The organism is Cobetia marina (assembly GCF_001720485.1).
Lineage (GTDB): Bacteria > Pseudomonadota > Gammaproteobacteria > Pseudomonadales > Halomonadaceae > Cobetia > Cobetia marina.
Window position 1 is genome coordinate 3,013,657 of the sequence record NZ_CP017114.1, and the last position, 18,710, is coordinate 3,032,366.

General features: G+C 62.3%; 14 protein-coding genes. 8 read left to right on the forward strand and 6 right to left on the reverse strand.

Annotated elements, in window-relative coordinates; all coding sequences use genetic code 11:
• Nucleotides 1–21: 21 nt before the first annotated feature.
• The 4 genes from BFX80_RS12690 to coxB are packed head-to-tail and all read right to left on the reverse strand — an operon-like array spanning nucleotide 22 to nucleotide 4,355.
• A complete protein-coding gene (locus tag BFX80_RS12690) occupies nucleotides 22–882 on the reverse strand; it encodes a cytochrome c oxidase subunit 3 (RefSeq protein WP_077372259.1) in 861 nt (286 codons plus the stop codon).
• Complete coding sequence (locus BFX80_RS12695; protein WP_077372256.1) at nucleotides 879–1,472, reverse strand: cytochrome c oxidase assembly protein; 594 nt, start codon at nucleotides 1,470–1,472, stop codon at nucleotides 879–881. Before BFX80_RS12695 ends, BFX80_RS12690 begins: the two co-directional genes overlap by 4 nt.
• Before the next feature lie 27 nt (nucleotides 1,473–1,499).
• Nucleotides 1,500–3,164: a cytochrome c oxidase subunit I gene (ctaD, locus tag BFX80_RS12700; protein ID WP_084209103.1), complete on the reverse strand. Its 1,665-nt coding sequence runs from the start codon at nucleotides 3,162–3,164 to the stop codon at nucleotides 1,500–1,502.
• A gap of 30 nt (nucleotides 3,165–3,194) precedes the next feature.
• Nucleotides 3,195–4,355 (reverse strand): cytochrome c oxidase subunit II, encoded by a 1,161-nt coding sequence (coxB, locus tag BFX80_RS12705; RefSeq protein WP_389370604.1) that lies wholly within the window; start codon nucleotides 4,353–4,355, stop codon nucleotides 3,195–3,197.
• Nucleotides 4,356–4,751: 396 nt separating this feature from the next.
• On the opposite strand from coxB, the gene BFX80_RS12710 reads away from it, so the two are divergent.
• The 8 genes from BFX80_RS12710 to BFX80_RS12745 all read left to right on the forward strand — a co-directional run bounded on the left by BFX80_RS12710 (nucleotide 4,752) and on the right by BFX80_RS12745 (nucleotide 17,021).
• Nucleotides 4,752–6,500 (forward strand): carbon starvation CstA family protein, encoded by a 1,749-nt coding sequence (locus BFX80_RS12710; protein ID WP_077372250.1) that lies wholly within the window; start codon nucleotides 4,752–4,754, stop codon nucleotides 6,498–6,500.
• Nucleotides 6,490–6,810, forward strand: coding sequence for a cory-CC-star protein (locus BFX80_RS12715; protein WP_205632707.1), 321 nt, complete (start codon nucleotides 6,490–6,492; stop codon nucleotides 6,808–6,810). The genes BFX80_RS12710 and BFX80_RS12715 overlap by 11 nt, the downstream gene beginning before the upstream one ends.
• On the forward strand, nucleotides 6,801–7,985 hold the full coding sequence (locus tag BFX80_RS12720) for an ArsA family ATPase (protein WP_084209104.1): 1,185 nt from the start codon (nucleotides 6,801–6,803) through the stop codon (nucleotides 7,983–7,985). The genes BFX80_RS12715 and BFX80_RS12720 overlap by 10 nt, the downstream gene beginning before the upstream one ends.
• A gap of 430 nt (nucleotides 7,986–8,415) precedes the next feature.
• Entirely contained in the window at nucleotides 8,416–9,711 is a 1,296-nt protein-coding gene (locus tag BFX80_RS12725) for an efflux RND transporter periplasmic adaptor subunit (RefSeq protein ID WP_084209105.1), read from the forward strand.
• Between the two features lie 103 nt (nucleotides 9,712–9,814).
• Nucleotides 9,815–12,946: an efflux RND transporter permease subunit gene (locus BFX80_RS12730; protein ID WP_084209106.1), complete on the forward strand. Its 3,132-nt coding sequence runs from the start codon at nucleotides 9,815–9,817 to the stop codon at nucleotides 12,944–12,946.
• Nucleotides 12,947–13,255: 309 nt separating this feature from the next.
• A complete protein-coding gene (locus BFX80_RS12735) occupies nucleotides 13,256–14,683 on the forward strand; it encodes a paraquat-inducible protein A (protein WP_084209107.1) in 1,428 nt (475 codons plus the stop codon).
• On the forward strand, nucleotides 14,680–16,314 hold the full coding sequence (pqiB, locus tag BFX80_RS12740) for an intermembrane transport protein PqiB (RefSeq protein WP_084209108.1): 1,635 nt from the start codon (nucleotides 14,680–14,682) through the stop codon (nucleotides 16,312–16,314). Before BFX80_RS12735 ends, pqiB begins: the two co-directional genes overlap by 4 nt.
• A 125-nt stretch (nucleotides 16,315–16,439) precedes the next feature.
• Nucleotides 16,440–17,021, forward strand: a complete 582-nt coding sequence (locus BFX80_RS12745) for a PqiC family protein (protein ID WP_205632708.1) — start codon at nucleotides 16,440–16,442, stop codon at nucleotides 17,019–17,021.
• 191 nt (nucleotides 17,022–17,212) lie between these two features.
• Here the strand turns inward: BFX80_RS12745 and BFX80_RS12750 are convergent, their stop codons facing one another.
• Together BFX80_RS12750 and BFX80_RS12755 are read right to left on the reverse strand one after the other, a co-directional pair.
• Nucleotides 17,213–17,752 carry a glycine zipper 2TM domain-containing protein gene (locus tag BFX80_RS12750; RefSeq protein ID WP_084209110.1) on the reverse strand — a complete coding sequence of 180 codons (540 nt, stop codon included), beginning with the start codon at nucleotides 17,750–17,752 and terminating at the stop codon, nucleotides 17,213–17,215.
• A gap of 309 nt (nucleotides 17,753–18,061) precedes the next feature.
• Complete coding sequence (locus tag BFX80_RS12755; protein ID WP_084209111.1) at nucleotides 18,062–18,670, reverse strand: hypothetical protein; 609 nt, start codon at nucleotides 18,668–18,670, stop codon at nucleotides 18,062–18,064.
• Nucleotides 18,671–18,710: the final 40 nt, after the last annotated feature.

An 18,710-nucleotide genomic window follows, 5' to 3' on the forward strand; every position in this document is an offset into this window, starting at 1 on the left:
CTCGACGCTCTTCGGCCTGCCTCAGAACACGTAGACGAACAGAAACAGGCCGATCCACACCGCATCGACGAAGTGCCAATACCAGGCAGCCGCCTCGAAGGCGAAATGGCGCTCGCGGGAAAAATGACCGCGAATCACCCGAACCAGCATCACGATCAGGATCACGGTGCCGATGGTGACATGCAGGCCATGAAAGCCGGTCAGCAGGAAGAAGGTACCGCCATAGACACCGGCTTGAAGCGTCAGCCCCAGATGATGCCAGGCCTCGTAATATTCGAGCCCCTGCAACAGCAGGAAGCACACCCCAAGCGTCACGGTACCCGCCAGCCAGTTGCGCGCCGTGCGGCGATATCCCATCTTCAGCGCCTCATGGGCCACCGTCAGGGTGACACTGGAACTGACCAGCAGCAGCGTATTGGCCAGCGGCAACTGCCAGGGGGACAGCACTTCCTTCGGTCCGGCAATGCTGGCATCCGGCGGATTCATCAAGGGCCAGCTGGCCGTGAAATCAGGCCACAACAGGGCCGTCACGCCCTTGGCACCCTCGCCATCCAGCCATGGCAACGCGAAAGTACGTACGTAGAACAACGCGCCGAAGAAGGCAGCGAAGAACATCAGTTCAGAGAAGATGAACCACGCCATGCCCCAACGAAACGAGCGGTCCATCTGATCGTCGTAAAGGCCGCCCATCGACTCGCGAACGACATCGCGAAACCATCCTGCCATCACCAGCACCACGGCCAGCATGCCGATGCCTGACAACCAGGCGGCGCTGCCATGCACCATCCAGATTCCCGTGCCGATCATCATCCCACCCACGGCCAGCACACCGAGGATGGGCCAGGCACTATGTGCCGGAACGTAATAGCTGCCACCGCTCATCGTTCACCTCCTGCAGAGTTCTCTGCCAGGTCGCCCGCCGGCATCGACGGCATCGTGACCGGGTAAAGGGTATAGGCCAGCGTCAGATCGCGAATGCCCTCGGGGAGATCCGGGTCCACCTGGAAGACCAGCGGCAACTCGCGCCGCTCTCCCGCCGCCAGCGTCTGTTCCTGAAAGCAGAAACACATGATCTTGCGCAGATGCAGCGAGCCCTCGGCAGGACTGACGCTTGGGACCGCACGACCACGCACCGGATGATCGGCGTGATTGGTGAACACGAAGCGTGCGCGGTACTGGCCACCGGGGTGGATGCGGAACTGCTCATCCAGCGCCTCGAGTGTCCAGGGCAGACCCTGTCCCTGCTGGGTGATGAAGCGCACCGAGACCCAACGGCTCTCGTCGATCTCCATGGCCACCGCAGCCCTGGCCTGACTGGCGGCCTTGCCATTGAGGCCCGTGAGATTGCAGAAGACGTCATAGAGCGGCACCAGCGCGAAGGCGAAGCCCAGCATCCCGACCAGCGCCAGCAGCGTGCGCCGCACGGTACGTGCCACCGCCTGTTGCTGTGCTGCGTGATCGCGTGAGGACATGTCACTCTCCTGGCCGCTGGCTATCGCTCAGCGGATGATCTGACCATCGCGGGTCTGCGGCGGTATCTCGAAGGTATGCAGCGGTGCCGGGCTTGGCACGCTCCACTCAAGATCCACCGCCCCTTCCCAGGCCTTGGCTGGCGCCCTGACACCGCCGCGCGCGCACTTGATGATCACGACCAGGAACAGCAGCTGCGAGATACCGAACAGGAAGGCCCCGATACTGGACAGCATGTTGAAGTCGGCGAATTGCAGCGCGTAATCCGGAATGCGCCGTGGCATGCCGGCCAGCCCCGAGAAGTGCATCGGGAAGAAGGTGAGATTGACGCCGATGACCGACATCCAGAAATGCCATTTCGAGAGCCCCTCGTGGGGATAGAAGCCGGTCCACTTGGGTAGCCAGTAATAGGCCCCGGCGAGAATCGCGAACAACGCGCCGGGCACCAGTACGTAATGGAAATGGGCCACCACGAAATAGGTGTCGTGATACTGGAAATCCGCTGGCGCGATGGCCAGCATCAACCCCGAGAAGCCGCCGATGGTGAACTGGACGATGAAGGCGATGGCAAACAGCATCGGGGGCTCGAAGCTCAAGGAGCCACGGAACATGGTGGCGATCCAGTTGAAGACCTTCACGCCGGTCGGCACCGCGATCAGCATCGTCGTGTACATGAAGAACAGCTCCGCCACCAATGGCAGGCCGACGGCGAACATGTGATGCGCCCAGACCAGGAAGGACATGATGGCGATGGAGCCGGTGGCGTAGACCATCGAGGCGTAGCCGAACAATCGCTTGCGCGAGAAGGTCGGCACGATGGCGGACACGATCCCGAAGGCCGGCAGGATCATGATGTAGACCTCAGGATGGCCGAAGAACCAGAACAGATGCTGGAACAGCACCGGGTCTCCCCCGCCTGCGGCATTGAAGTAGCTGGTGCCGAAGTTGATGTCGAACAGCATCATGGTGATGGCACCCGCCAGCACCGGCATCACCGCGATCAGCAGGAAAGCGGTGATCAACCAGGTCCAGACGAACAGCGGCATGTCCATCAGGCGCATGCCCGGCGCACGCAGATTGAGGATGGTGGCGATGATGTTGATGGCGCCGAGAATCGAGCTGATGCCGGCGATGTGCAGCGAGAAGATGAAGAAGCTGGTCGAGGGCGGCGCATAGGTGGTGGAAAGCGGTGCGTAGAAGGTCCAGCCGAAGTTGGGACCCCCGCCCTCCATCAACAGGGTGGAAAGCAGCAGCAGGAAGGCGACCGGCAACAGCCAGAAGCTGAAGTTGTTGAGACGCGGAAGCGCCATGTCAGGGGCGCCGATCTGCAGCGGAATCATCCAGTTGGCCAGTCCCGTGAAGGCCGGCATGATGGCACCGAACACCATGATCAGCCCATGCATGGTGGTCATCTGGTTGAAGAACTCCGGCTGCACCATCTGCAGGCCGGGCTGAAAGAGCTCGGTACGGATCACCAGTGCCATGATGCCGCCGATGAACAGCATGCTCAGCGAGAAGATCAGATAGAGCGTGCCGATATCCTTGTGGTTGGTGGTCAATAGCCAGCGCAGCATGCCGCGCGGCGCGGTGCCATGGCCTCCTCCCGCATGGGAGCCGCCTGCGGAATAGCCGCCGGCTGCCCCCTCGCTCTCGCTGGCCTGAAGTACCGCCTTGCGTGGCTGTTCACTGGCCATGACACGCCTCCTGAATGCGTCGCTTGCACGCTATTGAGACAGCTGTTCCTTGATGACGGCTGGCTGTACCAGCTCGCCGGTATCGTTGCCCCAGGCATTGCGCTCATAGGTGATGACAGCCGCAAGCTCGACCGGACTGAGCACATCGGCGAAGGCCGCCATGGGCGTGCCTGCCTTGCCGTTCACCACGATATCGATGTGCGCCTGCATGTCCTGCGTGACGATGGCACTCCCCACCAATGAGGGGAATGCCGGGGGCATGCCCTGTCCATCCGGCTGGTGGCAGGCGGAGCAGATGGTGGCGTAGGTCTTCTCGCCCTTCTCCATCAACTCCTCGAGACTCCAGTCGCGTCCGGCATCATTGCGTGACGCTTCGGCCTCGGCCTTGCGTGCGATCAGCCACTCGTCGAATTCGGCCTCCGGCAGCGCCTCGACCACCACCGGCATGAAACCGTGGTCCTTGCCGCACAGCTCGGTGCATTGGCCGCGATAGGTGCCGGGTGTCTCGATGCGGGTCCAGGCCTCGTTGATGAAGCCGGGGATGGCGTCCTTCTTGACGCCGAAGTCCGGCACCCACCAGGAGTGGATGACATCGGAGGACGTCGTCAGGAAGCGCACCTTGCGATTGATGGGCAGCACCAGCGGATTGTCGACTTCCAGCAGGTAATGCTCGCCCTTGGCGGCGGTGTTGTTGATCTGCTCGCGCGGGGTCGCGAGACTTGAGGTGAAGGCGACATCCTCGCCCAGATACTCATATTGCCAGCGCCATTGGTGCCCGGTGATCTTCACGTCAAGCGCCGATTCGGAGGCGTCGTACATGTCCTTGAGGGTGGCGGTGGCGGGAACTGCCATCACCACCAGGATCAGCAACGGGATGGCGGTCCATAGAATCTCGATGCGGGTGTTCTCGTGGAAGCTGGCCGCGACCGCACCACGCGACTTGCGATGCTTGACCATCGCGTACCCCATCACACCGAACACCACGATCCCGATGACCACACAGATCCAGAAGATGATCATATGCAGGGAGTGGATCTCGCGACTGACGGCCGTGACGCCGACCGGCATGTTGTATTCGACTCCCCATGCCGCGGGAACGAGCCCCATCAGTGACACCGCCGTCATCGGGCGCCACGAGCGCCGCCACCGGAGTGCGGTGACACGGGAAAGGCATTCCGCGATCCACGACATCGGCGCCTCCTTGTCATTGTTATCGAGAGCCTCATCCGGATGACGGCAATGAGCGACTCCCTGTGCTCCGACTTGCTTGGAGTATAGAAGAGCTGGGCGGAACACAAGGTCGCGTGGATCAACCCACTGATACTCCTTGGTCGCAAGGCGAGGAAGTGCAACAGCGGCTACGCGGTTCCACCAGACAAGCGCCGGCAGGGCCCCGGGCGACTTCCGCGATGTCTCCACGCACCGCGTGCATTCCACCTGCTTGCCTGCGCTTGCAGACAGGGGCCACGTCGGGTCAGCCCGGGGCGACCAATGGCGAAGTTATATGCACAAACATAGATGTTAGCGTCACGCCGATGACACGCCATGCATTGCCGTCGCCCACTCACACGCCTACTGGAACGCCCCATGAACGCCATCTGGCTCGCCCTGTTCGGCTGTCTCGCCTTTGCCATCGGTTATCGCTTCTACTCGCGCTTTCTGGCGGAACGCATCTTCCGTCTCGACCCCGATTACGTGACTCCCGCCCATGCGCTGCGCGATGACACCGACTACCTGCCGACCAATCGCTGGATACTCTGGGGCCACCACTTCACCTCGGTCGCCGGTGCAGCGCCCATCGTCGGGCCGGCGATCGCCGTCTACTGGGGCTGGCTGCCGGCGGTGCTGTGGGTCGTGCTGGGCAGCCTGTTTGCCGCAGGAGTCCATGACTTCGGCACCTTGACGCTCTCGGCGCGTCACCGAGGCCAGTCCATCGGCACGCTGGCGGACAAGCTGATCGGCAAGCGCGCCAAGCTGTTGTTCCTGTTCATCATCCTGATTCTGGTGCTGATGCTGAACGCGGTGTTCGCCTGGGTGATCGCCAACCTGTTCATCAACTTCCCGGCCAGCGTGCTGTCGGTGCTCATCCAGATTCCGCTGGCGGTCTGGATCGGCCATCGTGTCTATCGGCGTGGCGGCAAGATGCTGTTGCCCTCGATACTGGCGCTGCTGGTGATGTATGCCGCTGCCCTGCTGGCCGGCCAGTACGAATTCTTGCAGATTGATCTGGCCGGCACCTTCACCGCCATGGCAGGCGGCGAGGATGGCACCTTGCTGTTCGGCCTCTCACCGATCTCCAGTGCCTTCCTGGTGTGGATCGTCGTGCTGATGGCCTATGTCTACATCGCCTCGGTGCTGCCGGTGTGGAAGCTGCTGCAACCGCGCGACACCATCAATTCCCATCAGCTGGTGGTCGGACTGGTGCTGCTGTATCTGGGGCTCGCCGTGGGCGGCCCACATCTCACGGCGCCGGCCTACAACACCGAAGCCGAGATGTCCTTCTATCCGCTGCTGTTCATCACCATCGCCTGCGGCGCGATCTCGGGCTTCCATGGACTGGTCGCCTCGGGGACCACCTCCAAGCAGCTTGCCCATGAGCCGGATGCACGCATGATCGGCTACACCGGCGCACTGGGCGAAGGCATGCTGGCGCTGATTTCCATCATCGCGGTAGCGACCCTCTTCGGGACCCAGGCCGATTTCACCGCCACCTATTCAAGCTTCGCCGCCGCCGGTGCCAACGGGCTCTCCAGCTTCGTGGAGGGTGCAGGACAGCTGATCTCGCACCTTGGCCTGCCGGCCAGCATCGGCAGTACCCTGGTGGCGGTCATCGTGGTGAGTTTCGCGGCCACCACACTGGATTCCGCGGTACGTCTGATGCGCTACATCATCGCGGAGCTAGGCAGCGAGTACGGCATGCCGGCACTCAGCCACAAGCACGTCGCGACCAGCATCGCGGTCATCTCCAGCGCCGCGCTGGTCATCCTGCCGCAGGGGCCCAAGGGCTTCGGTTCCGGCGGCTATCTGCTGTGGCCGCTGTTCGGGACCAGCAACCAGCTGCTGGCAGGGATCTCGCTGATGCTGATTTCGGTCTGGCTCAAGCGTCAGGGACGCCCGGTGATCTACACCCTGGCTCCGATGGTCTTCCTGATGATCATGACCCTGTGGGCGATGGTGCAGCAGGTAGTCCTGGACTGGTCCGGCATGGGCAGCAACGACCCGCAATGGCTGCTGTTCACCTTCGGCAGCCTGATCATGGTGTTCGCGCTGTGGATTCTGCTGGAGGCCAGCCGCAGCCTGAAGGCACCCGCTCAGGTGAGCGCCCATGAGAGCTGATGACGACTCCCGCGTGACGCGCTCGCCACGACACCCCGGACTGACGAGGCGCCTGCTGACAGGTGCCGCAGGGCTGCGGGATGGCTGGGAGGCCATGCTGCGCGTCAATCAGCAGCGTGACCTGGCGCAGCTCGCCCGCGAGGAGGAAGACATCTTCATGATGATGAGCTTCGCCGAGCTGATGGGCATCCCCAATCCGGCACCCGCCGTCTCACTGGAGATGCTGCCGCTGATGCTGGAGCGCATGCACGACTGGCACCTGCGCCAGGGGCTTGAGCATTCACCGCTGGAAGGGATCAAATGCTGCTGAACTGGCTCAGGCGGCGTCGCCGACAGGATGGGACTCGACGCACGCATGCAGCCGAAGGCCGCTCCGACCTCGGCAGGGTGCGTGATACCCAAGAGGAAGGCGCCATCCCCCGCCCCGAGATCTGGTTCTTCGGCGGCAAGGGCGGTGTCGGCAAGACCAGCTGCGCGGCGGCGCAGGCATTGGCGCTGGCAGAGAAAGGCGAGCCGACACTGCTGGTGTCGACGGACCCGGCGCACAATCTGGGCGATCTGTTCGGGGATCTGGGAGGCAGACCGCGCGCCATCGCGGCGTGCCTGGATGTGATGGAGCTGGACCCCGAACAGGAGTGCGAGCGCTATCTCGAGGAGGTACGCCAACGCATCGCGCCACTGGTCAGCGGGGAGCGCAGCGCCACGGTGATGCGCCAGCTGGCACTCGCACGCCATGCGCCGGGCACCAGTGAAGCGGCGCTCTTCGATGCGCTGGTCGAGATCATCCTTACCCCGCCTGCCCCACTGACACCGGACAGCTCATCGTATCGACACATCCTGTTCGATACGGCTCCCAGCGGGCACACCATCCGACTGCTGAGCTTGCCGGAGGTGCTGGGCGGCTGGCTGGAAGGCATGCTGGGCCAGCGCCGGCGAGCCGTCGCGGAGCGCAGCCTGTGGCTGGACAGCCAGCAGACAGCCACCGCCAGCGAGACCGGATCCTCTGCCCCCGAAGACCCGATCAGCGAAGCGCTGGAGCAACGTCGTACCCGCTACAAAGCGCTGCGTCGGTGCCTGACGGATGCCAGCCGGGCGCGCGTCATCCTGGTCAGTACGCCAGAGAAGCTGCCCTGTCTGGAGACGCTCCGTACGCGCGAGGCACTGGAAAGCCATGGGCTATGCGTCGGCGGCCTGATCATCAACCAATGCCTGCCGGATGCCCCGTCAGAGGTGTCGGGCGCAAGCTCGCCCTCCTCCGGGGAAGCACAGGCCGACTGGATCACGAGCTGGCGTGAGCAGCAGTACCAGTGGGCGGCCAGACTGGAGAACGCCTTCGCTGATCGCCCCTGCCTGCGCCTGTCACGTCAGTCACGTCTGCCGGAAGACAGGGAGAGCCTCGGTCCCCTGATCACGGCACTCTCGTCGTTCCGCCCGTGGTCTCACAACTCCTCATCGACACCTTCCTGGCACTGCCTCCCTGAATGAGATGCTCGATCACCGCGCCACGCCCTTCGGGCAAAATTTCTTCCCGGTGCGCAGTGGTTCAGCATTCATACACCTCTATCTGCTAACTTATGCACCATTGACGCATAGGATGGGCTGTCACCGCCTCATGTCTCACGAAGCTAGAGTGGGGCAATGCATGAGAACGATCCACATGATGGCAAGAGAAAGGTATTGCCAGGATCATGCAAGCCTGAACATAAGGTGCTGATCACCTGGCAACAATCTGTTGCAGCACGATGCGCAATAACTGCACAAAACAACCATACAGCCGCCTCGCCATTCCGATAGAATAGCTGGCTAAATATTTTTCTCATCATGACACCATTGCCTTGGCGTGCCGCACCCGCGGCGGGCCAGGGTGTGACGATTGAAACGCACCTCAGCCCCTGAACTTCGTAAAGGACGCTCCATGGCCCCGACTTCCCTCCGTCTACCCCGCCTGCAGAGACAACCCTTGGCCGTCAATGCCCGCCGCCTTGGCTTGCTTCCGGCAAGCCTGCTGCTGATCGGTGCCCTGTTGGCCGGTTGTAGCGGCGACAAGGAAGAGGCTGCCCAAGGCCCCTCCGCAGGTGCAAGCCAGGCCGCTCAGGTCGATGTCATTACCGTCACCACGCAGGATGTGCCTATCACCACCGAGCTGCCGGGCCGCACGCGCGCCTATCAGATCGCTGAAGTACGTCCGCAGGTGGGAGGCATCATCGAATCGCGTGACTTCACCGAAGGCAGTGACGTCAAGGAGGGGCAGGCGCTTTATCACATTGATTCACGCACCTATCGCGCCGATGTCGAGAGCGCCAAGGCGAGTCTGGCGCGTGCCGAGGCGAGCCTCAACACCTCCAGCCTCAAGGCCAAGCGCTTCAAGAACCTCGTGGCACGCAAGATGGTCAGCCAACAGGATTATGATGATGCCGTGGCGACCGTCGGCGAGGATCGCGCCGATGTCGCCTCTGCCAAGGCTGCCCTAACCAGCGCCCAGATCAATCTGGATTACAGCGTGGTGAAGGCCCCCATCAGCGGTCGTATCGGCAAGTCGAGCGTCACCAAGGGCGCATTGGTCACGGCAAGCCAGGACACCAGCCTGGCAACGGTCCAGCGGCTCGACCCCATCTATGTTGACGTGACCCAGTCCGCTACCGAAGTTCTGCGCCTCAAGCGTGAATTGGCCGAGAATCGCGATGCCGCCGCAGCACCGGCTCAAGCATCGGTGGAACTGGTAATGGAAGATGGCAGCGTATACGGCACTCAGGGCAAGTTGCAGTTTGCGGATATCACCGTCGATGAAGGTACCGGCATGGTCACGCTGCGCGCTCTGTTCCCCAACGAGGACGAGCTGTTGTTGCCCGGCATGTTCGTGCGCGCCCGCCTGACGGAGACGGTGGCCAGGGATGCCATTCTGGTTCCGCAGAAAGCCGTGAGTCGTGACAGCAAAGGCAATGCGAGCGTGATGACGGTCAATGCTGACAACAAGGTCGAAGCCAAGCAGGTAGTGATCGGTCAGGCCATCGACAATCAGTGGCTGGTGACCAATGGCCTCGACAATAATGACAAGGTCATTGTCAGCGGACTGCAGAAGATCAAGCCGGGTGCCACGGTCAAGATCGCTGCCAACGAGACGAGCACTGACCAGAATGGCTCGGCTCAGTCCGAGACTGCGGCCAGCGACTCCTCGGAAAGTGAACCGGCCGGGACTGGCAATCGCCAGTAAGCCTGCCGCCTCTTTTCGCGCCACTGTCGCCAGTCACTGAGCTATGCGTATCACGCCTGACTGGCGGCACGTCCCGAACGACGTTCCAGGAGCCTCAAACGTCATGGTCAGATTCTTCATCGATCGCCCTATCTTCGCCTGGGTGCTCGCCATCATCGTGATGCTGGGGGGTATCTTCAGTATCCTCAAGCTGCCGATCGAGCAATATCCCTCGCTGGCCCCGACCAGCATTACCATTCAGGCCACCTACTCCGGCGCTTCAGCCCAGACGGTAGAAGATACGGTGACTCAGGTCATCGAGCAGCAGATGAACGGCATCGACAATCTGCTGTACATGAGTTCGAGTTCAGACTCCCAGGGCAATGCCAGCATCGAGCTGAGCTTTGACACTGGCACCGATCCCGACATCGCTCAGGTGCAGGTGCAGAACAAGCTGCAGCTGGCTACCCCGCGCCTGCCGCAATCCGTCCAGAACCAGGGTGTCTCGGTCACCAAATCGTCCGGCAGCTTTCTGATGGTGGCAGCTTTCGTCTCTGACGATGGCAGCATGACCAAACAGCAATTGACCGACTATGTCGCCTCCGATATCCAGGACGAGGTAGCTCGCGTTCAGGGCGTGGGCGAAACTCAACTGTTCGGCGCACCGGGGGCCATGCGCGTCTGGCTTGACCCGCAGAAGCTCAACAACTTCAAGCTGACCACCAGCGATGTCACCACGGCCATCAGCACGCAGAACAACCAGATCGCCTCGGGCCAGCTTGGCAACCTGCCGGCGGTGAAGGGTCAGCAGCTCAACGCTACCATCGTGGCTCAGACACTCTTCGAGACACCGGAACAGTTCGGCAACATTCTGCTCAAGACACAGGAAGATGGCTCTCAGGTCTATCTGCGCGATGTCGGCCGTGTCGAGAAAGGGGCGGAAAGCTACAGCACCGTCAGCCGCTACAATGGCAAGCCTGCTGCAGGGCTGGGCATCAAGCTCGCCTCGGGTGCCAACGCACTGGACACCGTACAAGCCGTCAAGGATCGTCTCGGTGAGCTGTCCGACTACTTCCCCCCGGGCATGAGCTTCAAGGTACCTTACGACACCTCGCCCTTCGTCAAGATTTCCATTGAAGAAGTGGTGATGACGCTGCTGGAAGCCGTGGCGCTGGTCTTCCTGGTAATGCTTCTGTTCCTGCAGAACTTCCGTGCCACGCTTATCCCCACCATCGCTGTCCCGGTCGTTCTGCTGGGCACCTTCGGGGTGCTGGAAGTGATGGGCTTCTCCATCAATACCCTGACGATGTTCGCCATGGTGTTGGCGATTGGGCTGCTGGTCGACGATGCGATCGTGGTGGTGGAGAACGTCGAGCGCGTGATGCATGAGGAAAAGCTCTCGCCGCTCGAGGCGACGCGCAAGTCAATGGGACAGATCACCGGCGCTCTGGTCGGCATCGGTCTCGTGCTGTCTTCCGTGTTCATCCCGATGGCCTTCTTCCCCGGCACCACAGGGGCAATCTTCCGTCAATTCTCGGTGACCATCGTCTCGGCCATGACGTTGTCCGTGCTGGTGGCGTTGATCCTGACACCGGCCCTGTGCGCCACGTTGCTGAAGCCGACCAAGGAGAAGACCACCGGCTTCTTCGGGCTGTTCAACCGGGTCTTCGACCGCTCCAACGCGCGCTACCAGAAAGGCGTCGGTGGCATGCTCAAGCGCACTGGCCGTTCCATGCTGGTCTACGCCTTGATCGTGGTCGGCTGCGGGGTACTGTTCACTCGCATCTCCACGGGCTTCCTGCCCGATGAAGACCAGGGCTATCTGTTCAATCAGGTCATCCTGCCGGTGGGCTCCACTCAGGAACAGACGCTCGAGACGCTGGAAAAGGTCGAGCATCACTTCCTCGTCGATCAGGAAGATGCCGTTCAGGAAATGTTCGACGTCGCCGGCTTCAGTTTCGCTGGCCGAGGCCAGAACATGGGCCTGGCGTTCATCAACCTCAAACCCTGGGATGAACGTACTCGTGACTCCTTCAGCGTGGTCGGACAAGCTCAGAGCTACTTCAACACCTTGAAGGAAGCCGTGGTCTTCGCCATCAACCCGCCACCGATCATGGAACTGGGCAACGCCAGCGGTTTCGACATGATGCTGGTGGACCGAGGGGGTATCGGCCATGAAGCACTGACCAATGCACGCAATCAACTGCTGGGAATGGCAGCTCAGAATCCAGCCGTGACCGGCCTGCGTCCCAATGGTCTGGAGGACAGTCCGCAGTTCACGCTCAACATCGACGAGCTCAAGGCGACAGCGATGGGCGTCTCGTTGTCAGAGGTCTACTCGACTCTCTCCACGGCGTGGGGCTCGAGCTATGTCAATGACTTCCTCGACAACGGCCGCACCAAGAAGGTCTACGTGCAGGCAGAAGCCAGCGCACGCATGCAGCCGGAAGATCTCAAGAAGTGGTACGTCCGCAACACCTCTGGTGAGATGGTGCCACTGAACGCCTTCATCCACGGTGAGTGGACCTATGGGTCTCCGCAGCTGGAACGCTACAATGGCGTCTCCTCGATGGAACTGTTGGGTCAGGCGGCACCGGGTTACTCCACCGGTCAGGCCATGCAGGCCATGGAAGACATGGTCGGCCAGCTCGATAATGGCGTCGCGCTGGAATGGACGGGCATTTCACTGCAGGAATCCCAGAGTGGCGGCATGGCTCCTTATCTGTATGCCATCTCGCTGGTCTTCGTCTTCCTGTGTCTGGCCGCGCTCTACGAGAGCTGGAGCATTCCGTTCTCCGTCATGCTGGTCGTCCCGCTGGGGGTCCTCGGCGCCCTGCTCGCCACCTGGCTGCGTGGCCTGGACAATGACGTCTACTTCCAGGTCGGCCTGGTGACCACCATCGGGCTCTCGGCGAAGAATGCGATCCTGATCGTCGAATTCGCCAAGGACCTCGAGGTCCAGGGCCGCTCACTGATCGACGCCACCATGGAAGCGGTACGCATGCGTCTGCGCCCGATCCTGATGACCTCCATGGCCTTCACCCTGGGGGCCGTGCCACTGGCCATCTCGACCGGTGCCGGTGCGGCCAGCCGTCATGCCATCGGCAACGGCGTGATCGGCGGGATGATCTCGGCCACGGTACTGGCGATCTTCCTGGTGCCGGTCTGCTATGTGGTGGTTCGCCGCGTGTTCGGGGAGCCGAAAGAGCTCAAGCGGGCCCATGAAGCCGCAAGCCAGGAAGACGATCTTGTCTGAGCATTGATCGCACGCTTCCTCATTGCCGTCACCTCGCGTGATGGCCCTGCACGCCGCCCTCTCCGGGCGGCGTGTCGGTTCATGCGTCTGGTGGATCGATGACGGCACGGGTGCCCGTGATGTCTCGTGAGCGATGCTTCGCATTGGCGGGCATTGAGTGCGAGGCGAGTTTTGCGGCATCATGCAGGTATCGAACAGTGTTTGCCTGCCGCCGGGGCAGGCGCCAGTCACCCGGACTTCGCCCTCGTCATTCTCGCCACTCGCCTTCATCCGGCATGGCGCCAACGCGCCCCTTCATTCAGGAGAGACATGCCTCGTCCTCTAGCTGCCTTGCGTCGTCTTGCGCGCCATACCCTGGAAAGACGTGACCCGCCGACACTGTTCGCGCCTGTCACGCGCAGCGTCTCACGGCGGCGACTTCGCGCATGCGAATGCTGTGACCTGGTCGTGGCCCTTCCGGCGCTCAAGACCGGCGAGCGGGCGCGCTGCCCACGCTGTGATCATCTCTTCGCCCAACGCCACGCCCATTCCGTCCAGCGCACCCTGGCACTGGCGACGGCGTGCCTGGTGATGCTGGGGCTGACGCTGCCCTTCGAGTTCATCGCCTTTGCCACCCGCGGCATCTCCGCCAGCCTCAGTCTGGTGGACACGCCAGCGGCGCTGACGGCAGAGTCGTATCCTTCGCTGGCGGTGCTGCTGATTCTGACCATCGTGCTGCTGCCGGCGCTCTACCTGATCGGGGTGATCTACACCCACACGGCCATCGGCCTGAAGGTGGCGTTGCCCGGCATTCGCGGCATTGCCAGAACGCTCAGCCATCTGCGCCCCTGGATGATGGCCGATGTCTTCCTTGTGGGCGTGATGGTGAGTCTGGTCAAGATCGCCGGCATGGCCGATATCAGCTTCGGCCCGTCGTTCTGGGCCTTCTGTGCCTTCGCCCTGCTGATGACCAAGACCCTGGCCAGCATCGACGGTGATCGCATGTGGTTCGCCCTTGCGGGCGAGCCGCCGGCCCCGGAGACAGCCAGACCGGGGCTGGGGGCCGCGCTGCAGGGGCTGGGCAGCTGTCACAGCTGCGGGTTGATCAATGAATGCACGCAGGACCAGCACGTCAACTGCCGGCGCTGCGGCGACCCGGTCCATCAGCGCAAGACACATAGTCTGCAACGTACCTGGGCGTGGTTGATCGCGGCGCTGATACTGTATCTGCCGGCCAACCTCTTCCCGATCATGAGTACCGTGAGTCTGGGCGAGAGCGACCCGCAGACCATCGCCGGCGGTATCGTGGTGCTGTGGTCCCACGGAGACTGGCCCATCGCGATGGTCATCTTCATTGCCAGCATCCTGGTGCCGGCCTCCAAGATGATCGCCATCGCCTGGCTGTGTCTCAGTGCGCAACGCCCGCAGGTCCAGCATGCCCGCGCGCGCGTCACGCTCTATCGCATCACCGAGTACATCGGCCGCTGGTCGATGGTCGACGTCTTCGTGGTGGCGCTGCTGGCGGCATTGATCCAGCTGGGCGCCCTGATGTCCGTGCACCCGGGGCCGGCAGCGCTGTCCTTTGCCAGCGTGGTGGTGCTCACGATGCTGTCCGCCCAGAGCTTTGATCCACGTCTTGTCTGGGATACGCCACAGGAGGCGCGAGTCGCGACCAGCGGCCTTCTCCAGGCAAGCAAGGAACGTGAGGTCTCCCCCGCTTCCTCCCCTATCGATTCACCGTCACAGGATGACCTATGAGTGATGACTCTCGTGCGCGTCGTGAAAGCCGACGCCGTCTTTCGCCGATCTGGATCGTCCCGATCGTGGCATTGCTGATCGGTGCCTGGATGGTGTGGCACAACATCGCCAGCCGTGGCCCGCAGATCACCATCGAGATGGAGACGGCAGAAGGTATCGAGGCCGGCAAGACCTTGATCAAGACCCGTAACGTCGAGGTCGGCAAGGTCGAATCCGTACGCCTGTCGGACAACCTCGACAAGACCATCGTCACGGCACGCATGTCCAAGGACAGCGAGCGCATGCTCAATGAGGACACGCGTCTGTGGGTGGTCAAGCCGCGTATCGGACGCGAAGGCATCAGTGGTCTGAATACCGTGCTGTCAGGCGCCTACATCCAGCTGCAGCCCGGCGACAGTCGCGAGGAAGCCGACCACTTCGTGGCGCTGGAGCAACCTCCGGTCACGACCCAGGACGCCAAGGGGCTGCGCATCGACTTGACCAGCAATGATGGCAGCGTGCTGTCCGATGGCGACCCCGTCACCTACGAGGGCTTCGTCGTGGGGCGCGTGGAATCCAGCGAGTTCCGCCCCAGCGAGAAGGAAATGCATTACACCCTGTACATCGACTCGCCCTACAACGAGCTGGTGACCTCGACCACGCGCTTCTGGTCCACCAGCGGTGTCAGCCTGCGCCTGGACTCCCAGGGGCTTCAGGTGGACGTGGGGTCACTGGAAAGCGTACTGAGCGGCGGGGTCGCCTTCGGCATCCCCGAGGACCTGCCGCGTGGCCGCCCTGTGGTGGAGAACACCTCCTTCACCCTGTATTCCGATCAGGAAGAGGCCCGTGAAGGCAGCTTCCATCAGGCCATCGACTACGTGATCATGGTCGACGACACCGTGCGCGGCCTGTCGCGTGGCGCACCGGTGGAATTCCGCGGCGTGCGACTGGGCACGGTGGTCAGCGTGCCCTACCGCCTGACCCATCAGCGGGTACGCACGCTCTCCAGCTTCGAGATTCCCGTGCTGATTCGCATCGAACCGGAACGCCTCGAGGGTCAGGTCGATGATGAAGGCGTCAAGCAGTGGGAGAAGCGACTGGAGCGACTGTTCAAGCGTGGTCTGCGCGCGACGCTCAAGTCCGGCAACCTGCTGACCGGTGCCTTGTTCGTCGACCTGGACTTCTATGACAATCCACCGCCGTACAAGACCGATACCTTCGATGACATCGAGGTCATGCCCAGCGTGTCAGGCGGCCTCGCGCAGATGGAAGCCAAGCTCAATGCGCTGCTCGACAAGCTCAATGGCCTGGACATCGAGCCTGTACTGGGCAATCTCAACAAGACCCTGTCAGCCTCCGAGAGCCTGGTGAAGCGTCTCGACAAGACCGCCGGCCATGTCGATGCCCTGTTGGGTTCCGATGAGGTACAGAAGCTGCCGAGCGACATCAGCACCAGCCTCGACAACCTCAATCGCACCCTGGATGGCCTGACACCGGAGTCTTCTGCCTATCGCAAGCTGGAGGGAGACCTCGAGCGCCTGGACCGCGTGCTCAAGAAGGCCGAGCCGCTGCTCGACACGCTGGAGAAGAATCCCTCAAGCCTGATCTTCGACAAACCGACGACCCGTGATCCGATTCCGAGGGCCCAATGATGACAACAGCCATGAGTCTCTCGATCCGCACGGCAGCCATGCCGCAAGCGTGCAGCGCGTCTGCCTCACCGCGCACTTCAACGTCGCACAAGGGCCGCTTCGGCGGCCTGATGGCAGGTTTGTTGATGCTCGGCACACTGGCGGGTTGCACGACCGCCGCCACTGGTGGCGCTTACCTGCTGCCACAGACGACACAGACCGCTGCCCAGCGCAGCGTTGCCGCCGATGCACCCCTGCTGGAAGTGATGCCGGTGCAACTGGCCAGCTATCTGGAAGGCGGCAGTCTGGTCTATCAGACGGACGACATCACCCTGGTACAGGCCAGCCAGAACCTGTGGGCCGATGACCTGCAGGACATGCTGACCCGCCAGCTGCTGAACCAGCTGAAAGCCAGCCCCGCCCAGCCGCTGAGCCAGTACCGTATCGCGGATACCAGCCTGAGCGGATTGAAGGGTGCCCGCCTGAGCGTCAGCCTGGATCGCTTCATCGGTCGCCATGATGGCCAGTCCGTCATCACCGGTCGCTGGCGCCTGCGCGGCGTGGATGGCAGCGTGCTGGAGGAAGGCGACATCCAGACGCTGACTCCACTGACGGATGACGGCTATCCGGCACTGGTCAACAGCCTGGGCGAAGGCTGGCGTGTGACCGGCGAGCAGTTGGCACGTGAGATCGCCAAGGCATTGCCGGCCACGGCAGGTGCCAGCTGACGGTCTGATAGGCTGACAGAACGGGGCACGGTATGATGCCCAGAAACCAGAAGACCCCCGACGGATTCCGTCGGGGGTCTTCTGGTCTGGCGACTATTGCGCAGAGCGATCGAGGGAAACGTTTGAGAGAACTCATCGAGCCGCGCCTGTCGACGCTCTTCGTCTCCGCCTGACCGCTCGGCTATCTGGCCTCAGCCCTGCTGTGGCAGTACCAGCTCACCGTCACGAATCTCGAAGCGCTTCACATCCGGCTTGTCTTCAAGACGCACGGTGCGAGTCTCGTCGCCCATGTCGACCTTGACGTCATAACCCACCACCTTGTCGCTGGCATCCTGCACTGTCTCGCAGCGCTGCTCGGTCGTGGTGTAGGTATCGCCCTTCTTCATCTGTCCCTGGATCTGATTGCCGGCATAGCCGCCACCCACGGCACCCGCGGCGGTCAATACCTTCTTGCCGTTGCCACCGCCGAATTGATTGCCCACCACGCCTCCGACGATCGCACCGACGGCAGTGCCGACGACATTGTGGGTATCCTTGCTGGGCGCCTGATGGGTCACGGTCTCGTTGTGGCATACCTGACGCGGGGTGGTCACGGTTTCCGTCACCGCATCCACCGCCACGATATCGGCGTATTCAGGGCCTGAGTTGCTGGCCGTATAGCTGCCGATCGCCACTCCACCACCAATGCCCAGTGCAGCAACGATCGCGCCAATCAGGATGGACTTGTTCATGCGTGTTCTCCTCACCGAATAGTGTTGCAGCCTGGCTCGTCGGCCAGTCAGCCATGCCCCTGGATAACACTTGAGGGGCGTGCCGCTGCGTTCGGAGAGTAATCTAACACTGTTCGATAAACTCGGTAATGTGGCAACTTCACCACCCGGCTGTCTCAAGAAAGCAACAACCAGCCCGATAACGGCATATCGACGCTAGAAGATGCCGCTATTATGCAAATATTCTAAACAATTGAATATCCGGGCCTCGATTCGAAAGACTCAAGCAGCCAGGCATGCTCGGCCCCCTTCCAGCAGGGGTTCAGGTCGTCAGTCCCGCTGCGTCGCGGTGATGGAGACAGCCTCGTCATTGCAGAACTGGACACGAACATCTCCCCACCAGCTGAGCAGGCGACATGACTGATTGTCGGCGATGGTCTCGCTGACATCACTGGGCTTGCCCAGCAGGGACACCGCCTGAGACTCACTCATGCCTTCCACCAGATAGCCATCATCGATGGCCGAGCGAATCCGGTATTGGCGCTGGCTCTCCTGACGGGCCGCCAGAGTCCGCTGCTTTTCGCGCTCGAGACGCTCCGCGGTGGCGTCTTCCTCCAGATCTGCCGGCCCGTCTTGCGCAGCGGGTACCACCGTCAGGGAGTCATCCAGCGCCACCGGCGCATCCCCTTGATGACAGGGCTGCTGCTGCCAGGTGGGGACACCGTCGAGCATGCAGCGATAGATGCTGTTGCCGGCCTTGGCAGCCGTTGGCAAGGCCGGCGCCACAGCTGGCGCGGCGGCACTGGCCTGGCCGGCATTCACATCACCGTCCTGCGTCGTTGCAGGAGCCGCCAGTGTCATCTCTGCCGTCAACAAGGCTGCGGTCATGAACAGGCACTGCCAGAGACGCCCCGCGCGTCCACCACTCGTATCGATCATCAATCTCAATCTCCGGAATACGCAGAAAGGGTCTTGCCAC